This is a genomic window from Caballeronia zhejiangensis, from assembly GCF_022879815.1.
In the GTDB taxonomy this organism is placed as follows: domain Bacteria; phylum Pseudomonadota; class Gammaproteobacteria; order Burkholderiales; family Burkholderiaceae; genus Caballeronia; species Caballeronia zhejiangensis.
Genome location: NZ_CP084284.1, coordinates 444846 through 463635 on the forward strand (window position 1 = coordinate 444846; position 18790 = coordinate 463635).

Genomic DNA, 18790 nt, shown 5'->3' on the forward strand with positions numbered 1-18790 from the left:
ACATGAACGGCTCTTCGATCTTCACGCTGGAACGCGGCAACGCGCCGCTCCTGATTTCGATTCCGCACCGCGGCACGCAGATTCCCTGCGCCCTCGCCGACGAGATGACGCCCGTCGCCAAGCTCACCGAGGATTGCGATTGGCATCTCGAACGCCTCTATGCGTTTGCGCGCGATCTGGGCGCATCGATCCTGACGCCGCACTACGCGCGCTATGTCGTCGATCTGAACCGCCCGCCCGACGACGCGAATCTCTATCCCGGCCGCGACACGACGGGGCTCTGTCCGGTCGATACCTTCGACAAGGCGCCGCTCTACAAGCCGGGCCACGAGCCGTCGCGCGATCAGATCGATGCGCGCCGCGCGATGTACTGGCAGCCGTATCACGATGCGCTCGCCGGCGAGCTCGATGCGCTGCGGCGGACGCACGGCCGCGTGCTGCTATGGGAAGCGCATTCGATCCGCTCGGTCGTGCCGCGCTTTTTCGATGGCCGCCTGACCGATTTCAACTTCGGCACGGCGGATGGCGCGTCGGCGGCGCCGGGGCTGGCGGAACGGCTTGCGAGCATCGTCGAGCGCGACGGCCGGTACACGACGGTGGCCAACGGGCGCTTCAAGGGCGGCTATATCACCCGGCGTTACGGGCGGCCCGAAGAGGGCGTTCACGCGGTTCAACTGGAGCTTACGCAGGTCAGCTACATGGAAGAAGCGCCGCCATTCGCTTACGACGAAGCCAAGGCGAACGCGATCGAACCGCTGTTGCGCGAGCTCGTATCGGCCGCGCTTGCCTATGCGACCGCGGCTTGCTGACTGTCAGCCGGATGACGAATTGCTGGCGTCGGCGCAATGGCCGGATTCGCAGCGATCTCGCGTGCGCGCGGCGGACGTGAAAATTACGCTGGAAAAACAGTAACTTAAGCAGGGTCCGCCACACGTCCCGCGCACGCCGCGCAACACCGGAGCGAAACGCATTGTTGCGGTCCGGACAATTATGTTTCCTTGAAATTGGGGTTTCCCCTAAGTCCGCGGCCTCCTACACTGTCTTCAAGCGAAACGAAATCAGAAAACGCTTAAAAAGCTTCCGATTCGGTTTCGATTTCAAAACAAGACTACTGGAGGTTCATCATGATCAAGGCATTCGTTCCCGCACTCGTCGTCGCTGCTGCTTTGGCTGCCCCGACTTTCGCTTCGGCACAAAGCAATGCGCCGGTGACTCGCGCTCAAGTCCGCGCTGAACTGGTTCAACTGGAAAAGGCTGGCTACAACCCGTCGGAAGACCGCGTGAACTATCCGCAGAATCTGCAGGCCGCTCAAGCACGCGTGAACGCTGAAAATGGCGCGAACGCTTATGGTCCTTCGACCGCTGGCACTTCGCAATCGGGCGTAGCTGCTCCGGCCGCACGCGCCAACGTGTCGATGTCGGATCGCAACTCGGTCTACTTCGGTCACTAATCGAAGGTTGATGCAGCAGGGCAGTAGATGTGGTGAGCAGTAGCGGTTGAAGTAGCAGCAAGCATCAGAAAGTGCAGTACTTGCGAGAATGCAGTAGTAGTGCGTAGTAAAGCAGTACAGCAGCAAGAAGCAAGAAGCAAGCAGTGAACGCCGGCCGCCATCGAGCGGCCGGCGTTTTTTATTGCGCGTCGTCTTTCTCTTCCATGCGCGGCGACACCGCCCCGCACGCGCGAATCACGAGTCGCACGACTTCTTCCGTCTGTTCATCGAAGGCCTTGCGTGTGAGCGCGCGCTTGCCTTTCAACGCGCGTATCTGCGCATCGAAGTCGGCATAGTGCTGCGTGATCGCCCAGATCATGAACATGAACGTGTCCGGCTCGACCGGCGCGAGCAAGCCGCGCGCGATCCAGCTTTCGATGACGATGACGCGTGTATCGAGCCAGGGCTTCACGCGTTCGTTGAGAATGTCCTGCATGTGATGCGCGCCGTGGATGATCTCGCTCGCCCACACCTTCGAGCCGAGCGGCCTGCGTCGCGACAGGTCCATCTTTGCGCGCACATAGCCGCCGATCGCTTCCACGGGATCGTCGCTGCATTCGAAGGTATCCGCCGCGCGATGCCAGTCCTCGAACAGATCTTCGAGCACGCGCCGATAGAGCGCGAGCTTTGTCGGAAAGTAGTAATGCAGGTTGGCCTTCGGCAAGCCGGCGCGTTCGGCGATCATCGCCGTGCTCGCGCCTTCGAGTCCTTTCTCCGCGAACACTTCCTCGGCGCAAGCGAGAAGCTGCGCTTCGTTGCTCTCGCGGATTTGCGCCTTGCTACGCCGTGAAGGCGGCGCAGTGTCTTCGTTTCCGGCGATGCCGTTCGCCGCGTCGTCGTATCTCATCGTCGAGTTCTTCATCGTCGAATTCTTGGGCCGTGTGCCGCATCGTGCCTGATTCGCGTCATTCGTGCCATTCGCATGTTTGGCGCTGCATCGCGTCGAAAAAGCCATTGCAACCAATAGCTGCCGATGCTGCATCGCAATGGCACGCTTATCGCTTTATTTGCTCGGTGTTTGCCCGCACACGAAAGACGTTGATTTGCTTATTTTAATCGGCTACAACCTGTCCAACTGGACAGGATTTGAAGAGCGCTCGATTTATCGAAGAGGCGTGTCGTTCGCATCATTCATCGCATAAGAAAAACGTGCACCGGGCGCGTGCAGCATCGCACCGCAAACGTCCGGCATGCACGAAACGAAGTCACTCACATACGAAGTCCGATCGTAAGGAGCGAGGCGAATGAACGTCGTAACGGATGCAATCAGAGAAGCTGGTCTCGATACGTCCATCAAGGTGAACGGTCAGCGTCTATGGGACAGCCTGATGACGATGGCCAAAATCGGCGCGACCCCGAAGGGCGGTGTCTGCCGTCTCGCGCTGACCGATCTCGATCGCGAAGGGCGCGATCTCATCGTGAGCTGGGCGAAGGCAGCGGGCTGCACGGTGAGCGTCGATCAGATGGGCAACGTGTTCATGCGCCGCGCAGGACGCAATCTCGACGCGCTGCCGGTGGTTACTGGCTCGCACGCGGATTCACAGCCTACGGGCGGGCGCTTCGACGGCATCTACGGCGTGCTTGGCGGACTCGAAGTGATCCGCTCGCTCAACGATCGCGGCATCGAAACCGAGCATCCGATCGAAGTCGTCATCTGGACCAACGAGGAAGGCTCGCGCTTCGCACCCGCGATGGTTGCGTCGGGCGTGTTCGCGGGCGTGTTCTCGCTCGATTACGGTCTGTCGCGCAAGGACGTCGATGGCAAGACGATCGGCGAAGAACTCGAGCGCATCGGTTATGCGGGCGATGTGCCGTGCGGCGGCCGCAAGCTGCACGCGGCGTTCGAGCTGCATATCGAGCAAGGGCCGATACTCGAGGCCGAAGACAAGACGATCGGCGTCGTCACCGATGCGCAAGGTCAGCGCTGGTACGAGATCACGCTGACGGGCCAGGAAGCCCACGCAGGCCCGACCCCGATGCCGCGCCGCAAGGATGCGCTCCTCGGCGCATCGCGCGTGGTCGATCTCGTGAACCGCATCGGCCTCGACAACGCGCCGCTCGGGTGCGCGACGGTCGGCATGATGCAAGTGCATCCGAACTCGCGCAACGTGATTCCGGGCCGCGTGTTCTTCACCGTCGATTTCCGTCATCCCGACGATGCCGTGCTCGCGCGCATGGATGCCGCGTTGCGCGAGGGCGTGGCACGCATCGCGGGCGAGATCGGTCTGGAGACCGCGCTCGAACAGATCTTCTACTACGAGCCCGTCAAGTTCGACGCCGCGTGCGTCGCTTCCGTGCGGGCGGCGGCGCAGCGCTTCGGCTATTCGCATCGCGACATGGTGTCGGGCGCGGGCCACGATGCGTGCTATCTCGCGCAGGTCGCGCCGACGTCGATGGTGTTCGTGCCGTGCGTCGATGGCATCAGCCACAACGAGATCGAAGACGCGACGCAGGAATGGATCGAGGCAGGCGCGAACGTGCTGCTGCACGCAATGCTGGAGCGCGCGTCGGAACCGGCTTCATAAGCGACGTTTTCTGTTGTTACGTTCAGCACTGTCCGCGTCGATCGAACGCGGACGGCGGGCACTCGTACGTCCTCACAAGGAACGCGCATGACCATGAAATCGACCGGCGATATCGCGAGCCATCGCCTCACGCAGGAACAGCTCGCATGCGAATTCGCGGATGTCGCGCCGCTCCTCGACGCCACCGCCGCCGCTGCCGCCGCGAGCCGCTGCCACTACTGCTACGACGCGCCGTGCGTCCAGGCATGTCCGACGAGCATCGACATTCCAGGCTTCATCCGCAAGATCGGCAACGGCAATCTGAAGGGCGCGGCCGTCGATATCCTGTCGGCCAATCCGCTCGGCGGAATGTGCGCGCGCGTGTGCCCGACGGAGATTCTTTGCGAGGGTAGTTGCGTACGCAACCATCAGGGCGACGAGCCGGTGAAGATCGGCGCGTTGCAGCGTCATGCGACCGATTGGGCGATGGCCAGAGGCGTCGCGTTATTCGAACGCGCGCCGGAATCGGGGCGCCGCATTGCGATCGTCGGTGCGGGACCGGCGGGACTCGCGTGTGCGTATCGGCTTGCGCTTGCGGGGCATCGCGCGGTGATCTTCGATGCGCGCGAGAAGCCAGGCGGACTCAACGAATACGGCATTGCTGCGTACAAGACCGTCGAGGATTATGCGCAGCGCGAAATCGAATGGCTGTATTCGATCGGCGGTATCGAGATCAACATAGGTCAGTCGCTCGGCCGCGACTTCACGCTCGACGGGTTGCGCAAGCAATACGACGCAGTGTTCATCGCGTTCGGCCTTGCTGGCGTGCGCGAGCTGGCGCTCGAAGGCGAAGCGCTCGAAGGCGTGATGAACGCGGTCGATTTCATCGAGCAAGTGCGCGAGGCCGATGATCTCGCGAGCGTGCCGGTCGGGCGGCGCGTCGTCGTGATCGGCGGCGGCAACACGGCGGTCGATGCGTGCGTTCAAAGCCGCAAACTTGGCGCGACGAACGTGACGATGGCGTATCGACGGGGCGTCGAGAACATGAGCGCGACGTGGGCCGAACGTGAGTTCGCGCAGACGAACGGCGTGAGCATCGTCACGCACGCGAATCCGGTGCGATTGGTCGGCGATAACGGGCAGGTGACGGGCGTCGAGTTCGAACGCGGCGGCGAGCGCTTCGTGATCGAAGCGGACATGGTGCTGAAGGCGATCGGGCAAACGCTTGTTCCCGTCGGAATCGATCGCGAGTTATTGACGCTCGATGGCGGGCGCATCGTCACCGACGAGAACCGTCAGACGACGCTCGCGAAAGTCTGGGCCGGCGGCGATTGCGCGACCCATGAAGGACTCGATCTCACCGTGCAGGCCGTACAGGACGGCAAGCTGGCGGCCGCGTCCATCGACGCGTCGTTCGAACTGACTGCGATCAAAGCCGCCTGAGCCAAAAGGAGAACCACGAACATGGCTGATCTGACTTGCAACATCGCCGGCATCACGTCGCCGAATCCTTTCTGGCTCGCGTCTGCGCCGCCGACCGACAAAGCCTACAACGTCAACCGCGCTTTCGAAGCGGGCTGGGGCGGCGTCGTGTGGAAGACGCTCGGGCTTGATCCGCACGTCGTGAACGTGAGTTCGCGTTACGGCGCGGTGCAATGGAACGGACAAAGAATCGCAGGACTGAATAACATCGAACTGATTACGGACAGACCGCTCGACGTGAACTTGCGCGAGATCGAACAGGTGAAGCGCGACTGGCCCGACCGCGCGCTTATCGTCTCGTTGATGGTTCCGTGCAACGAGAAGGACTGGAAGTGGATTCTCACGCAAGTGGAAGACACGGGCGCAGATGCGGTGGAACTGAACTTCGGTTGTCCGCATGGCATGAGCGAACGCGGCATGGGCGCGGCCGTCGGACAAGTGCCTGAATACGTCGAGATGGTGACGCGCTGGGTGAAGGAAGGCACGAAGCTGCCGTGCCTCGTGAAGCTCACGCCGAACATCAGCGATATTCGCATGGGTTCGCGCGCCGCGTTCAAAGGCGGCGCCGATGGCGTGTCGCTCATCAACACGATCAACTCGATCGTTGCGGTCGATCTCGATCAGATGGCGCCGATGCCGACCGTCGACGGCAAGGGCACGCACGGCGGCTATTGTGGTCCCGCCGTGAAGCCGATCGCGCTGAACATGGTCGCCGAAATCGCGCGCGATCCGCAGACGCCGAATCTGCCTATCTCCGGCATCGGCGGCATTTCATCGTGGCGCGATGCGGCGGAATTCATGGTGCTTGGCGCGGGCAGCGTGCAGGTGTGCACGGCCGCGATGCACTACGGCTTTCGCATCGTGTCCGATCTCGCCGATGGCCTCTCGAACTGGATGGACGAGAAAGGCTACGCAACGCTCGATGACATTCGCGGGCGCGCCGTGCCGAACGTCACGGACTGGAAGCATCTCAATCTCAAGTACGACATCAAGGCGCGCATCGATCAGGACAAGTGCATCCAGTGCGGGCTGTGTCATATCGCTTGCGAGGACACATCGCATCAGGCGATCCTGAAGGAGAAGGACGGCAAGCGTCATTTCGAAGTGGTCGATTCGGAATGCGTCGGCTGCAATCTGTGCATGCACGTTTGTCCTGTCGAGCAGTGCATCACGATGGAACGCGTCGATGCGGGCGAATATGCGAACTGGACCACGCATCCGAACAATCCCGCGCGCATCGATGCGGAAGAACCCGCGAAAGCGGCATGAACATAGACATAACGTAGCGCTCGTCGTCGTTGAATCCCCATGATCAACCGCACACTCAACCGGAGTGCATCCGATGAATCAGACAGCGCATGACGTCGAGACGAGCAGCTTGTATAACGATGACCTCGCACCGACCGGCCCCGCACAGCGCACGTGGAAGTGGTATCACTTCGCGGCGTTGTGGGTCGGCATGGTGATGAACATTGCGTCATACATGCTGGCCGCGGGTCTCACGGACCAGGGCATGTCGCCGTGGCAGGCGGTGTTGACGGTTCTGCTCGGCAACATGATCGTGCTCGTGCCGATGTTGCTGATCGGCCATGCGGGCGCGAAGCACGGCATTCCGTATGCGGTACTCGTGCGCTCGTCGTTCGGCACGCAAGGCGCGAAGTTGCCGGCGCTGCTGCGTGCGATCGTCGCGTGCGGTTGGTACGGCATTCAGACGTGGCTGGGCGGCAGCGCCATCTATACGCTCTTGAATATCCTGACGGGAAACGCATTGCATGGCGCGGCGCTGCCGCTCATCGATATCTCGCTCGGACAACTTGCGTGCTTTCTCGTGTTCTGGGCCTTGCAGCTCTACTTCATCTGGCACGGCACCGATTCGATTCGCTGGCTCGAAAGCTGGTCTGCGCCGATCAAGGTTGTGATGTGCATCGCGCTCGTGTGGTGGGCGACGAGCAAGGCGGGCGGCATCGGTTCCATGCTTTCGGCGCCGTCGCAGTTCGTCGCGGGCGGCAAGAAGGAGGGGCTTTTCTGGGCCACGTTCTGGCCGGGGCTCACGGCGATGGTCGGCTTCTGGGCGACGCTCGCGCTGAACATTCCCGACTTCACGCGCTTCGCGCGCACGCAACGCGATCAGGTGATCGGGCAATCGATCGGCCTGCCTGTGCCGATGGCGCTGCTCTCGGTGATCTCGGTTGTCGTCACGTCGGCGACGGTCGTGATCTACGGCAAGGCGATCTGGGATCCGATCGATCTCACGAGCCGCATGACGGGCATCGGTGTAGGCGTGGCACTGATCATCCTCACGCTCGATACGATGTGCTGCAATCTGGCGGCCAATCTTGTTGGACCGGCTTACGATTTTTCGAGCCTTTGGCCGAAGGGGATTTCGTATCGCGCGGGCGGCATGATTACGGCGACGATAGCCATCGTCATGATGCCTTGGAAGATTCTCGCGACTACGCAGGGTTACATCTTCACGTGGCTCGTGGGCTATTCGGCGCTGCTCGGTCCGGTCGCGGGCATTCTGATGGTCGATTACTTTTTGGTTCGCGGCACGCGGCTCGATCAGCGCGAACTCTTCGATGAAGACGGTGAGTATTCGTATAGCGGCGGATGGAATGTGGCGGCGGTGGTGGCGCTTTTGGTCGGCGTGCTGCCGAATCTGCCGGGTTTTTTGCACACTGCGTTTCCGGGTTCCTTTCCTAACGTGCCCGCGTTTTTCAATACGCTCTATACGTATGCGTGGTTCGTTGGTCTCGTGCTGGCTGCCGTTGTGTATGGATCGTGGATGAAGTTGCGCGGTGGCGCGCGGGCCAGGGTTTTGAGTGCTTGAGTTTTTTGCTTTCGCTTTCGCTTTCGCTTTTGCTTTTGCTTTTGCTTTTGCTTCGCCGGATCCCGTTTTCTTTGTGGTCTATGAGCGTTGCCCCTGTGCGGGGCGGCAGTCACTTTCTTTGCTGCTGCAAAGAAAGTAACCAAAGAAAGCAGCTCGTTAAGGCCCGCGGTCACACGCAATTTGGGTAGTCCTCTCGTCGCAGATGGCACTCGCCTAAAGAGTGCCATCGAAGGACTAACCGGGCTTGGATCGCGCACGGTCTGACAAGCTAGTTTTCCAAGGGCGCTGGATCAGCACGAAACAGCTTCGGCACAGCGCTACGCGCTGCCGCCGGGTCTGCAAGGGAAACCAACGTGAGGAACACGCGGCGTGGTCAGAGGGAAGGGGAAGTAAAGAAGCACTCGCGGACCCGATTGGCCGTTCGGCCGCGAAGCGGGCTGGAGCTATTTGGTGCTGAACCGGTTTGGTGTGTGGTGCGATGAGACGGACCGTGCGCGAGCCAAGCCCGATGGGGCCTATGAGGGCACTCTTTAGGCAGCCCACGATGGACGAGAGGACTACCCAAATTGCGTGTGACCGCGGGCGTATCGGGAGCTGCTTTCTTTGCTTACTTTCTTTGCAGCAGCAAAGAAAGTGAGTGCCGCCCCGCACAGGGGCAGTGCTAATAGACCGACACGAACAAAGGATTTCACGAGAGCGGAAGCGAACAAGCAACGCAACGCAACGCAACGCAACGCAACGCAACGCAACGCAACGCAACGACAACCCCCCGGAGGGACACTTCAATGCCAACATTGATCCGCGGCGGCACCATCATCGACGCTGACCGCACCTACCGCGCCGATGTTCTCTGCGCAGACCCGCAAGCCGGTGGCACGATCCTGGCGATAGGCCTCGACATAGAGGCACCGTCCGATACGCACACTGTAGACGCCGGCGGTCAGTACGTCATGCCGGGCGGCATCGATCCGCACACGCACATGGAACTGCCCTTCATGGGCACCACCGCGAGCGACGATTTCTATACCGGCACCGCAGCGGGATTGTCAGGCGGCACGACGAGCATCATCGACTTCGTGATTCCGAGCCCGAAGCAACCACTCATGGATGCGTTCAAAGAATGGCGCGGCTGGGCTGAGAAAGCATCGGCGGACTACGGCTTTCACGTCGCGGTGACGTGGTGGGACGAGTCGGTGCATCGCGACATGGGCCTGCTCGTTCACGAACACGGTGTGTCGAGCTTCAAGCACTTCATGGCCTACAAAAACGCAATCATGGCCGACGACGAAGTGCTCGTGAACAGCTTCACGCGCTCCCTTGAACTCGGCGCGCTGCCGACCGTGCACGCGGAAAACGGCGAGCTCGTCTTTCAGTTGCAGAAGCAACTACTTGCGAAAGGCTTCAGGGGACCGGAGGCGCATCCGTTGTCGCGTCCGCCCGAAGTGGAAGGCGAGGCGGCCAATCGCGCGATCCGCATCGCGCAAGTGCTCGGCGTGCCGCTCTATATCGTGCATGTGTCGGCGAAAGATGCAGTCGATGTCATCGCCAAGGCGCGCAACGAAGGACTGCGCGTGTTCGGTGAAGTGTTGCCGGGCCATCTGGTGATCGATGAATCGGTGTATCGCGATCCCGACTGGACGCGCGCCGCCGCGCACGTGATGAGCCCGCCGTTTCGCACGAGCGAGCACCGCGAAGCATTGTGGCGCGGGCTGCAATCGGGACAGCTTCATACGACGGCGACGGATCATTGCGTGTTCTGCGCATCGCAGAAGGCGATGGGCCGCGAGGACTTCACGAAGATCCCCAACGGTTGCGGCGGCGTGGAAGATCGCATGTCGGTGCTGTGGCATCACGGCGTCAACATGGGACGTCTCACGCCGAACGAATTCGTGCGCGTGACATCGACGAACGCGGCGCAAATCTTCAATCTCTATCCGCGAAAGGGGGCGGTGCAGATAGGCGCGGACGCAGATCTCGTCGTATGGGATCCGAACGCGACCCGCACGATCTCCGTAAAGGCGCATCATCAAAAGGTCGATTTCAACGTCTTCGAAGGCATGCAAGTGCAGGGCGTCGCGACGCACACGCTCACGCGCGGCGCGCTCGCGTGGACCGGCGGCGATCTGCGCGCGGAACGCGGCGCGGGACAGTATCTGAAGCGTCCGCCGAACGCGTCGTACTTCGAGGCGGCGCGCGTCGCCAACAAGCTGAAGGAACCGCATCCGGTGAATCGCGCTGAATCGGCTTGATTTGCGCATCGGTCGACGAAGCTCCGCGTTGCATTCGACGCGGAGTTTTGTCACGTTTCGCGGCGTGGTCACGCGCCTGCAAGCATAATCCGGCAGGCTATCGATTTTTTGCGCCGCCCGATCATGCCGATGAAAATCACAAAGAAGCTACGCCGCCTCGCCGCGCCAGGTTTGCTCTGTCTGCCGCTCGCGTGCGCGGCAAATCCCAACGCGCTGTGGGAAATCGTCCACGACTACTGCGAGCCCGCCGCCGAGGGCGCGCAGGTCCGGCAGAAATGCGCGGACGTGAATCTGGCGGGCGGCTATGCGGTGCTGAAGGATATCGTCGGCGCCGCGCAGTATCTGCTGATTCCGACCGCGCGCGTGAGCGGCATCGAAAGTCCCGAACTGCTCGAGCCCCACGCGCCGAATTACTTTCGCGACGCATGGAATGCGCGCGGCTATGTCTTTCGCGCGTTGCGCCGGACGCTGCCGCGCGACGAAATTTCGCTCGCGATCAACTCGGCAAGCGGGCGCACGCAGAATCAATTGCACATTCATATCGACTGTCTCGCGTCGGATGTCGCCCAGACGCTGCGCGAACTGGGACCGGGCATCGGCACGGCGTGGAAGCCGCTGCCGGTGAGATTGCGCGGCCATGTGTACAGCGCGATGCGTATCGATGATGCTGATCTCGCGCATACGGATCCCTTCAAGCTCGTCGCGCCCTATGCCGCAAGCCGCGGCCAGACCATGGGCGAACAGACGCTGCTGCTCGTCGGCGCCGTGCGTGGCGATGGCGTGCATGCGTTCTTTCTTCTCAACGATCACGTTCAGCCAGGCAACTGGGCGTCATCCGAAGAGCTGCAGGATCATACGTGCTCGTTGGCCAATCGGTCTATAGAAAAGCCGTGAGGTTTTCAGAAGAATGAAGTGACGCAAATCGTTCGGAGTTCGGATGAATCGCAATCCGCAAATCAGAACTTTCGCGCCTTGTCACTTCTACTTCTGGGAACCACAATGAATGCACTTCGACATCACGTTTGACCCGTTGAAGGACGCGATCAATCGGCTTCAGCATGGTGTGTCGCTGGAGCTTGCGAGGGAGATTGCGTGGGACGATGTCGCGCCGAAGGTTGATGGTCGTCGCGACTATGGAGAGGTACGCGAAGTCAATTTCGCGCCCATTCGAGGCTTCATGTTTTGCGTAGTGTTCACGCAGAGAAGCGAAACGCGGCGCATCATCAGTTTGCGCCGCGCCAACAGAAGAGAGATAAATCGGTATGCAACAAACGTATAAAGGATTCATCCTTCCTACGCCCGAGGAAGAGGCGGCGATTCAGCGCGGCATCGAACTCGATCCGGATACGTGGAATCTGTCCTACGAAGAGTTTGAGCGACTGGAATCATCCGCCGCTTATCATCGTCGGCAGTCGATGTCTGGCGAGCTTCCGGCCGCATGACCCTCACCCCGCGTCGCGCGTGTTCATCCGATGCGCAAACACACGCGGCGCAATCCCTTCGACACGCGCTTCCGGCAACACGCGCTTCAACGTTCGCAAGGTGAACGCAAGGTCTTCGCTAGCAGTATCGAATTCGAGCCGCAGTTCGCAACCTTCACGCTGCGCCTGACTCACGTAGATGCCAAGCGGCGAATGAAACAACGCGCGTATGCGTTCCCGCGACGCTTCGCTATCCGCGAAATGCGCAAGCGCCAGAACCCGCACACGTTGACATGCACCTAACCCATCATCCTGCAATTTTCGACGGCTGACCGCCCACGCAAGCGACATATCCATGGCCGTTGCTCCATCACGTTTCCCTTGTGTAGAAGGATACGGCGGCTCGCGTCAACGTCACGCAAAGACATGTGCGCCGCGTGTAAAAAACGTATCAATCGAAGCCATGAAAGACCGCATCGTCCGGACCGATGGAAGCAGGCGACTTCCATGCCGCATCGCGCATCGAGTGACGCACCTGATGCTCGACGCCGAGCAGCACCGCGAAAATCGCCATGCGAACCGCAATGCCGTTGTCGGTCTGACGGAAGATCGCGAGGCGCGAGTCGTGATTCAGGTCGGTGGCGAGATCGTTCGCACCGGGGCGGCTGTCGCGCGGCAGCGGATGCATGATGAGCGTGTCGCGTCCGCATACATCGTCGACGAGCGCCTGGTTGATCTGGAAATCCGGCGTATAGCCTTCGATGGACTCATCGGCGAAACGCTCTTTCTGGATGCGCGTCGCGTAGACCACGTCGGCGCCCGCGAGTCCCGCGCGCAAGTCGCTCGTTTGTTCGATCACATGATCGCCGCGCGCGATGCGCTCGATGATATGCGCCGGCATCTCCAGCGAACCCGGCGACACGAGCGTAAATTTCAGTCCTTTGTAAAGCGAGAGCAGCTTGGCGAGCGAATGCACGGTGCGGCCGTACTTGAGATCGCCGACCATCGCGATATGCGCGCCATCGACGATCTTGCCGAGACGCGAAAACTCGCGCTGGATCGTATACAGATCGAGCAGCGCCTGACTCGGATGCTCGCCGGGGCCGTCGCCGGCATTGATGACGGGAATGTTCGTCGCGCGCGCGAATTCCGCGACGGAGCCTTGCTCCGGATGCCGCACGACAATCGCGTCGGCGTATCCGCTGATGACGCGGCTCGTGTCGTAGATCGACTCGCCTTTCGCCATCGACGAAAAGGTGAAGCCGGTCGTGTCGCACACGGAGCCGCCGAGGCGCGCGAACGCCGCGCCGAAACTCACGCGCGTGCGCGTGCTGGCCTCGAAGAACAGATTTGCAAGCACCGCGCCTTCGAGCACGCGCGTGATTTTTTTGCGCCGCGCGATGGGCTGCATCATGTCGGCCGTGCGGAACAGCGCTTCAGCCGAGTCGCGCGAAAACTGGTCGATCGAAAGCAATTGCGGCCGGCCTTCGAAGTCGATGGTCAAATGTGCGCTTTGCGTATATGGGCCACCTTCCGGCAAACCGCCGAGAATCTCGCCGACATAGCGCGCGGCGATCTCCGGCATCGCGCGCGACTCCGGCGATTCGTCCGGCAGCAACCATGTGTCCAACGCACGCCGCGACACGCCGATGCGCGATGCGAACGCGTCGCGCGTCATGTTCAGACGCCGCATCGCATCGCGAAGAATCGTCTGCTGCTGAAGTTCCTGAGTCACCGTCACCGCTCCCGAAATATACGCGGTGCGTATATTAGGTCACTCACCGATCAGATGCAAGACGAGTTCGCGCTGATGCTGCGCCGTCCGGTGCTCGAACACGTAGATGCCCTGCCAAGTGCCGAGCACCATCCGGCCAGCCTCGACGGGAATCGAAAGCTGCACCGTGGTCAGCGCGGTGCGCAGATGCGCGGGCATGTCGTCGGGGCCTTCGGTGTCGTGCACGTAGCGGCCGGGCGCTTCCGGCGCGACCGACTCGAAATAGCGTTCGAGATCCACGCGCACGTCGGGGTCGGCGTTCTCCTGAATCAGCAACGATGCCGACGTATGCCGGCAAAACAGCGTGAGCAAGCCAGTGCGGATGTCCTGAAGGTCGATCCAGTGATCGACGTCGCGGGTGACTTCGTGCAGGCCGCGCGAGCCTGTCGCGACCGTCAGATGGTGGAGTGCCTGTTTCATGTCGGTCTCGGTGCGAGGAATGGGCGGTGCGCCACATCGTGAGTTTACCGGCTTCCCGCGTGGCGTTCGATTCGACGCGATGAACTATGCTGTCTGGACGATGGCTCCACGAAAGGCGCGCACGATGACACGAAACGCGGCTTACGGAACGCTCGCGCTGGCGGCTGTGCTCGCCGCGGCCCCGTACGGGACACACTCCGAAGAAAGGCGCGAGAACCGCGGCAACGATCCGTTTCTGCACGTTTCGAGCGCCATCGCCGATTGCGCCGCTCCGCGCGGCCCGGTCGAAACGCATCAGGAATGGCTCGACGAAGCGCATTACCGCATCGAACGCGGCAATAGCTGCTGGATCGCGGGGCGCTGCCGGCTCGCCAACAGCTACGACTACGACAAGGAAATCGCCGAAAGCGTGACGCGGCGCCTGAATTCGCTCAACGCCTCGCTGCAGTGGCGCGAGAAAACGAGTTTGTGGCTCACGTTGCAGCGCCGCTTCATCTATCTCGACGGCTGCGTGTCGGGCGACTTCGACACGGCGCGCTTCGTGAAAGAGCTCGGCGAAACGGCCGATGTCGAAAAGGTCATCGACCGAACGACGCGCCGGCCGTGATCTCGCAATTGACCTAAGCTAAAAGAGAGACCAAACACGAGGAACCGCCGCGCATATGCGCGTCCGGCTTTCGCCGATGAAAACGAACTTCGCTGACTGGCTGTGCAGACGCGTGCGCCACGCGCTGCTGCTGATGGCGTTCGCCCTCGTGCCGATGAGCGCCGTAGCCGCCGTGGCGGCGCCCGTCGTCGTGATTCCGCTGAAGGGCGCGATCGGGCCGGCGAGCGCGGATTACGTCGTGCGCTCGCTCGCCCGCGCCGCAGACGAGCACGCGCAACTCGTCGTGCTCGAACTCGACACGCCCGGCGGCCTCGATCTCTCGATGCGCTCGATCATTCAGGCGATGCTCGCGTCGCCGGTGCCGGTGGCCGCGTTCATCGCGCCGAGCGGGGCGCGCGCTGCGAGCGCGGGCACGTACATCACGTACGCGAGCCATATCGCCGCGATGGCGCCCGGCACGAATCTGGGCGCGGCGTCGCCGGTGCAGCTTGGCATCGGCGGATCGGAGCGCGAGGGCAAGGCGGCGTCGAACGCAGACGCGCAATCGACCGAAACGCGCAAGCAGATGCAGGACGCCGCCGCCTACATCCGCGGCCTCGCGCAATTGCGCGGACGCAACGTGCAATGGGCCGAGCGCGCGGTGCGCGAGGCGGTCGCGTTATCGGCGACGGAAGCGCTGGAGCAGAAGGTCATCGACGTGACCGCCAACGACGTTCCCGACCTGCTCGCGAAACTCGACGGCCGTCATGTCAAAACCGCGAGCGGCGATCGCGTTCTCGCGACGAAACAGGCGCCGCTCGTCGTGCTGCAACCCGACTGGCGCAGCCGCTTTCTCGCGACGATCACCGACCCGAGCGTCGCGCTCATCCTGATGATGATCGGCATGTACGGCCTCTTCTTCGAGTTCGCGAATCCGGGCATGGTGCTGCCGGGCGTCGCGGGCGCGATCTGCCTGCTCGTCGGATTGTTCGCTTTGCAACTATTGCCGATCAGTTTCGTCGGACTCGGATTGATCGTGCTCGGCATGGGCTTTCTCGTCGCGGAAATGTTTCTGCCGACATTCGGCTCGCTCGGCATCGGCGGAATCATCGCGTTCGCGATCGGCGCGCTCATGCTGATCGATACCGACGTTCCCGGCTTCGGCATTCCCGTCGGGCTCGTTGCCGGGCTCGCGCTCTTCACGGCGCTCTTCGTGTTCACCGTGTCGGGCGTCGCGTTGAAAGCGCGCAAGCGGCCCGTCGTGAGCGGCGGGGAAGCGATGCTCGGCACCATCGGCGTGATGCTGGCGCACGAATCCGGCAGCGGCTGGGCGCGCGTGCAGGGCGAACGCTGGCGCGTGCAGGCGGACGCGCCGCGAGCGTTGCCGCAAGAAGGCGCGCGCGTGCGGGTGATGTCGCGCCACGGTCTTACGCTGACCGTCGAGCCGCTCGAAGGCGAACGCGAGGCGGGCCATTCCTGAACACATCGACAACGAGGCTTGAAAAATGGGGCTTACCTTCGGTTTCAGCGGCATTGTCATTGCGTTCGTCGTCTTCATCGTCGCGTCGGCGGTGCGTATTTTTCGCGAGTACGAGCGCGGCGTCGTGTTCATGCTCGGGCGCTTCTGGAAGGTGAAAGGGCCGGGGCTCGTGCTCATCATTCCGGTCGTGCAGCAGGTCGTGCGAATAGACTTGCGCACCGTCGTGTTCGACGTGCCGCCGCAGGACGTCATCACGCGCGACAACGTGTCGGTGAAGGTGAATGCGGTCGTGTACTTTCGCGTCGTCGATCCGGAGAAGGCGGTGATTCAGGTCGCGCGTTTTCTCGAAGCGACGAGCCAGCTCGCACAAACCACGTTGCGCGCGATTCTCGGCAAGCACGAGCTCGACGAGTTGCTGTCCGAGCGCGAGCGCCTCAATACCGACATCCAGCGCGTGCTCGATTCGCAGACGGACGCATGGGGCATCAAGGTATCGAACGTCGAGATCAAGGACGTCGACATCAACGAAACGATGATCCGCGCGATCGCCCGCCAGGCCGAAGCGGAGCGCGAGCGGCGCGCGAAGATCATCCATGCGGAAGGCGAGTTGCAGGCATCGGAGAAGCTGCTGCAAGCTGCGCAGATGCTCGCGCAGCAGCCGCAGGCGATGCAGTTGCGCTATCTGCAAACGCTCACGTCGATCGCCGGCGACAAGAACTCGACGATCGTCTTTCCGGTGCCGGTCGATCTCGTGAGTTCCGTCATCGACCGGCTGACCAAAGGCTCGACGCAAACTTAGACGAGAGCAGGGAAGTCGATCACCGTGTCGTTCACGCGGTTCACGAGGTTCGTGAAATTGATGACGCTCATCGCAAACAGCGTGTCGATGACTTGCGCTTCCGAATAGCCCGCTTCGCGCACTTCGGTAAGACGCGCCGCGTCGATCGTGCCGGTCGTGCCCGCGACATGCCGCACGAAGCGCACGAGCGCATCGCGCTTTGCATTGCCGGTCGCTTCGCCCGCGCGAATTTGCTGCGTTTCCTTCTGCGACAGCCCGACCATCTTGCCGACGAGCGTATGCGCGGCGGCACAGTAATCACAGCCCGCGAGTTCGCTGACGGCGAGCTTGATCGCTTCGACATCGGCCTTGTCGAGGCTGCTCTTCGCGAGAATCGCATCGCCGTTGAGCGCTGCGCCGAGCGCGGCCGGGCTATGCGTGCCGATGGTCGCGTAAGCGTTCGGCACCTTGCCCGCGGCCTTCTTGATCGCGGCGAAAAGATCGGCGGTGACGCCCGTTGCTTCGTTGACGTTGATTTGGGAAAGACGTGACATGGTGTGCTCCTTCGTTCGGTGTTGGCCATGTGGATGGCATGGGTTGAACTTTAGGCGCGTGCGTCTTTCGCGTGAATGCTCGCGCGGCTCGTAAAACCGCGCGATCGTCTCATCGTGCGAATGCGGCGGCTTCGTGCCATGATCGGGGCTTCCGCACGCATCGCGAACGCGCACATGGACTATCTGACGAGCCTGAAGGTGTTTTGCACGGTGGTCGAAGCGAAGAGCTTCGCGCGTGCGGCCGACATACTCGGCTTGTCGCCGCCCGTCGTATCGCGTGCCATCGCCGGCCTCGAAGACCGCCTCGGCAGCCGGCTCTTCAATCGCACGACGCGGCAGATCTCGCTGACGGAAACCGCCGAGCGCTTCTTCGCCGACTGCTCGCGTCTGCTCGACGAATTGCAGGCGATGGAAGAGCGCGCGTCGAACCGCGCGAGCGAAGCGACCGGCCTGTTGCGGCTCGTCTCGCACACGACCGTGATGATGAGCCGCTACGCGCCGCTCGTCGCGAGCTTCAGGCGCGCGCATCCGCATGTGCGCCTCGACGTGACGCTGACGGAGCGACCCATCGATCTCGTCGGCGAAGGCTACGATCTCGCCATCGTGCTGCCTTTCATGCTATCGACCGATACCGCCGTCACGCGCCTGCTGGAAACCATTCCGCTCGTGCTCGTCGCGAGCCCCGCGTATCTCGCGCAACGTCCCGCGCCGCGCCATCCGTCCGAACTCGCCGATCATGTTTTCGTGCCGATGTCGCCGTCGATCCGCAAGCCGGCGCTCACGTTCCGCATCGGCGGCGAGGAACTGCGCGTGCCGCTCAGTCACGACATCACGTCGAACAGTGCGGTGTTCAATCGCGAGATGGCCTTGCAGGGCTTCGGCATCGGCGTGTTGCCGACGGCGCTCGTGGCCGACGAGGTCGCGTCGGGGCGGCTCGTCACGCTGCTCGACGCCTACGAGCGCGTCGATTCCGCGATCGAAATCCGGATCGCGTACAGCACGCGCGCGCTGTTGCCGGCCAAGGTGCGCGCGTTCGTCGAGCATGCCGTGCGCTTCTGCGCCGACGGGAGCCTGCGTCCCGACGCGCCGGCAAACCGTCTTCGCGCCTTGTAGCACAGGCTCGGCGCGATTCTTTCCGTCTGCGTCATTCATTCATGCGCGCCGTGACGGTTGACTTGGTGCATATGCACAACTAGTCTTCCGGGCTATGACGGGCAATGGA

General features: G+C 62.1%; 17 protein-coding genes. 13 read left to right on the top strand and 4 right to left on the bottom strand.

Going from position 1 to position 18790, the window contains the following annotated elements; genetic code table 11:
- Positions 1-2: 2 nt before the first annotated feature.
- Positions 3-809: an N-formylglutamate deformylase gene (gene hutG, locus LDZ23_RS16555; protein WP_008353722.1), complete on the top strand. Its 807-nt coding sequence runs from the start codon at positions 3-5 to the stop codon at positions 807-809.
- Positions 810-1127: 318 nt separating this feature from the next.
- Complete coding sequence (locus LDZ23_RS16560) at positions 1128-1451, top strand: DUF4148 domain-containing protein (RefSeq protein WP_033536343.1); 324 nt, start codon at positions 1128-1130, stop codon at positions 1449-1451.
- Between the two features lie 178 nt (positions 1452-1629).
- On the opposite strand, the gene LDZ23_RS16565 is transcribed toward LDZ23_RS16560, so the two are convergent.
- Entirely contained in the window at positions 1630-2352 is a 723-nt protein-coding gene (locus tag LDZ23_RS16565) for a TetR/AcrR family transcriptional regulator (RefSeq protein WP_075583504.1), read from the bottom strand.
- Between the two features lie 382 nt (positions 2353-2734).
- Here LDZ23_RS16565 and LDZ23_RS16570 point away from each other — a divergent pair, with 382 nt between their 5' ends.
- From LDZ23_RS16570 to LDZ23_RS16600, 7 genes are all read left to right on the top strand, one after another.
- Positions 2735-4015 carry a Zn-dependent hydrolase gene (locus tag LDZ23_RS16570; protein ID WP_008353719.1) on the top strand — a complete coding sequence of 427 codons (1281 nt, stop codon included), beginning with the start codon at positions 2735-2737 and terminating at the stop codon, positions 4013-4015.
- Between the two features lie 87 nt (positions 4016-4102).
- On the top strand, positions 4103-5437 hold the full coding sequence (locus LDZ23_RS16575) for an NAD(P)-dependent oxidoreductase (protein ID WP_008353717.1): 1335 nt from the start codon (positions 4103-4105) through the stop codon (positions 5435-5437).
- Positions 5438-5458: 21 nt separating this feature from the next.
- Positions 5459-6745, top strand: a complete 1287-nt coding sequence (gene preA, locus LDZ23_RS16580) for an NAD-dependent dihydropyrimidine dehydrogenase subunit PreA (RefSeq protein ID WP_008353716.1) — start codon at positions 5459-5461, stop codon at positions 6743-6745.
- Between the two features lie 73 nt (positions 6746-6818).
- Complete coding sequence (locus LDZ23_RS16585; protein WP_008353715.1) at positions 6819-8306, top strand: NCS1 family nucleobase:cation symporter-1; 1488 nt, start codon at positions 6819-6821, stop codon at positions 8304-8306.
- A gap of 785 nt (positions 8307-9091) precedes the next feature.
- Complete coding sequence (gene hydA / locus LDZ23_RS16590; protein ID WP_008353714.1) at positions 9092-10555, top strand: dihydropyrimidinase; 1464 nt, start codon at positions 9092-9094, stop codon at positions 10553-10555.
- Positions 10556-10684: 129 nt separating this feature from the next.
- Positions 10685-11449 (top strand): CDP-diacylglycerol diphosphatase, encoded by a 765-nt coding sequence (locus LDZ23_RS16595; RefSeq protein WP_235366335.1) that lies wholly within the window; start codon positions 10685-10687, stop codon positions 11447-11449.
- Positions 11450-11558: 109 nt separating this feature from the next.
- Positions 11559-11834 (top strand): BrnT family toxin, encoded by a 276-nt coding sequence (locus tag LDZ23_RS16600; RefSeq protein WP_034471857.1) that lies wholly within the window; start codon positions 11559-11561, stop codon positions 11832-11834.
- A gap of 593 nt (positions 11835-12427) precedes the next feature.
- Here LDZ23_RS16600 and LDZ23_RS16605 read toward each other — a convergent pair.
- Both LDZ23_RS16605 and LDZ23_RS16610 read right to left on the bottom strand, forming a co-directional pair.
- Positions 12428-13669, bottom strand: a complete 1242-nt coding sequence (locus LDZ23_RS16605; RefSeq protein ID WP_051079088.1) for an aspartate carbamoyltransferase — start codon at positions 13667-13669, stop codon at positions 12428-12430.
- 81 nt (positions 13670-13750) lie between these two features.
- Positions 13751-14170 (bottom strand): secondary thiamine-phosphate synthase enzyme YjbQ, encoded by a 420-nt coding sequence (locus LDZ23_RS16610; protein ID WP_008353705.1) that lies wholly within the window; start codon positions 14168-14170, stop codon positions 13751-13753.
- A gap of 124 nt (positions 14171-14294) precedes the next feature.
- Here LDZ23_RS16610 and LDZ23_RS16615 point away from each other — a divergent pair, with 124 nt between their 5' ends.
- The 3 genes from LDZ23_RS16615 to LDZ23_RS16625 all read left to right on the top strand — a co-directional run bounded on the left by LDZ23_RS16615 (position 14295) and on the right by LDZ23_RS16625 (position 17035).
- The gene (locus LDZ23_RS16615) at positions 14295-14777 is read left to right on the top strand and encodes a hypothetical protein (protein WP_008353704.1); all 483 of its coding nucleotides are present in this window, start codon (positions 14295-14297) and stop codon (positions 14775-14777) included.
- Positions 14778-14853: 76 nt separating this feature from the next.
- Positions 14854-16236: an NfeD family protein gene (locus tag LDZ23_RS16620; protein WP_372492556.1), complete on the top strand. Its 1383-nt coding sequence runs from the start codon at positions 14854-14856 to the stop codon at positions 16234-16236.
- Positions 16237-16261: 25 nt separating this feature from the next.
- Positions 16262-17035 carry a slipin family protein gene (locus tag LDZ23_RS16625; RefSeq protein ID WP_244808192.1) on the top strand — a complete coding sequence of 258 codons (774 nt, stop codon included), beginning with the start codon at positions 16262-16264 and terminating at the stop codon, positions 17033-17035.
- On the opposite strand, the gene LDZ23_RS16630 is transcribed toward LDZ23_RS16625, so the two are convergent.
- Positions 17032-17568: a carboxymuconolactone decarboxylase family protein gene (locus LDZ23_RS16630; protein WP_008353697.1), complete on the bottom strand. Its 537-nt coding sequence runs from the start codon at positions 17566-17568 to the stop codon at positions 17032-17034. The genes LDZ23_RS16625 and LDZ23_RS16630 overlap by 4 nt on opposite strands.
- A gap of 174 nt (positions 17569-17742) precedes the next feature.
- Here LDZ23_RS16630 and LDZ23_RS16635 point away from each other — a divergent pair, with 174 nt between their 5' ends.
- On the top strand, positions 17743-18681 hold the full coding sequence (locus LDZ23_RS16635) for a LysR family transcriptional regulator (RefSeq protein ID WP_033537151.1): 939 nt from the start codon (positions 17743-17745) through the stop codon (positions 18679-18681).
- Positions 18682-18790 lie beyond the last annotated feature (109 nt).

What these genes read in the sequence shown, in the direction of transcription:
- LDZ23_RS16595 (WP_235366335.1), top strand. Translation starts at nt 10,685, where the DNA reads ATGAAAATCACAAAGAAGCTACGCCGCCTCGCCGCGCCAGGTTTGCTC.
- LDZ23_RS16605 (WP_051079088.1), bottom strand. Translation starts at nt 13,669, where the DNA reads ATGCGGCGTCTGAACATGACGCGCGACGCGTTCGCATCGCGCATCGGC.
- LDZ23_RS16600 (WP_034471857.1), top strand. Translation starts at nt 11,559, where the DNA reads ATGCACTTCGACATCACGTTTGACCCGTTGAAGGACGCGATCAATCGG.
- LDZ23_RS16620 (WP_372492556.1), top strand. Translation starts at nt 14,854, where the DNA reads ATGAAAACGAACTTCGCTGACTGGCTGTGCAGACGCGTGCGCCACGCG.
- hydA (WP_008353714.1), top strand. Translation starts at nt 9,092, where the DNA reads ATGCCAACATTGATCCGCGGCGGCACCATCATCGACGCTGACCGCACC.
- LDZ23_RS16625 (WP_244808192.1), top strand. Translation starts at nt 16,262, where the DNA reads ATGGGGCTTACCTTCGGTTTCAGCGGCATTGTCATTGCGTTCGTCGTC.
- LDZ23_RS16635 (WP_033537151.1), top strand. Translation starts at nt 17,743, where the DNA reads ATGGACTATCTGACGAGCCTGAAGGTGTTTTGCACGGTGGTCGAAGCG.
- hutG (WP_008353722.1), top strand. Translation starts at nt 3, where the DNA reads ATGAACGGCTCTTCGATCTTCACGCTGGAACGCGGCAACGCGCCGCTC.
- LDZ23_RS16630 (WP_008353697.1), bottom strand. Translation starts at nt 17,568, where the DNA reads ATGTCACGTCTTTCCCAAATCAACGTCAACGAAGCAACGGGCGTCACC.
- LDZ23_RS16615 (WP_008353704.1), top strand. Translation starts at nt 14,295, where the DNA reads ATGACACGAAACGCGGCTTACGGAACGCTCGCGCTGGCGGCTGTGCTC.
- LDZ23_RS16565 (WP_075583504.1), bottom strand. Translation starts at nt 2,352, where the DNA reads ATGAAGAACTCGACGATGAGATACGACGACGCGGCGAACGGCATCGCC.
- preA (WP_008353716.1), top strand. Translation starts at nt 5,459, where the DNA reads ATGGCTGATCTGACTTGCAACATCGCCGGCATCACGTCGCCGAATCCT.
- LDZ23_RS16575 (WP_008353717.1), top strand. Translation starts at nt 4,103, where the DNA reads ATGACCATGAAATCGACCGGCGATATCGCGAGCCATCGCCTCACGCAG.
- LDZ23_RS16570 (WP_008353719.1), top strand. Translation starts at nt 2,735, where the DNA reads ATGAACGTCGTAACGGATGCAATCAGAGAAGCTGGTCTCGATACGTCC.
- LDZ23_RS16585 (WP_008353715.1), top strand. Translation starts at nt 6,819, where the DNA reads ATGAATCAGACAGCGCATGACGTCGAGACGAGCAGCTTGTATAACGAT.
- LDZ23_RS16610 (WP_008353705.1), bottom strand. Translation starts at nt 14,170, where the DNA reads ATGAAACAGGCACTCCACCATCTGACGGTCGCGACAGGCTCGCGCGGC.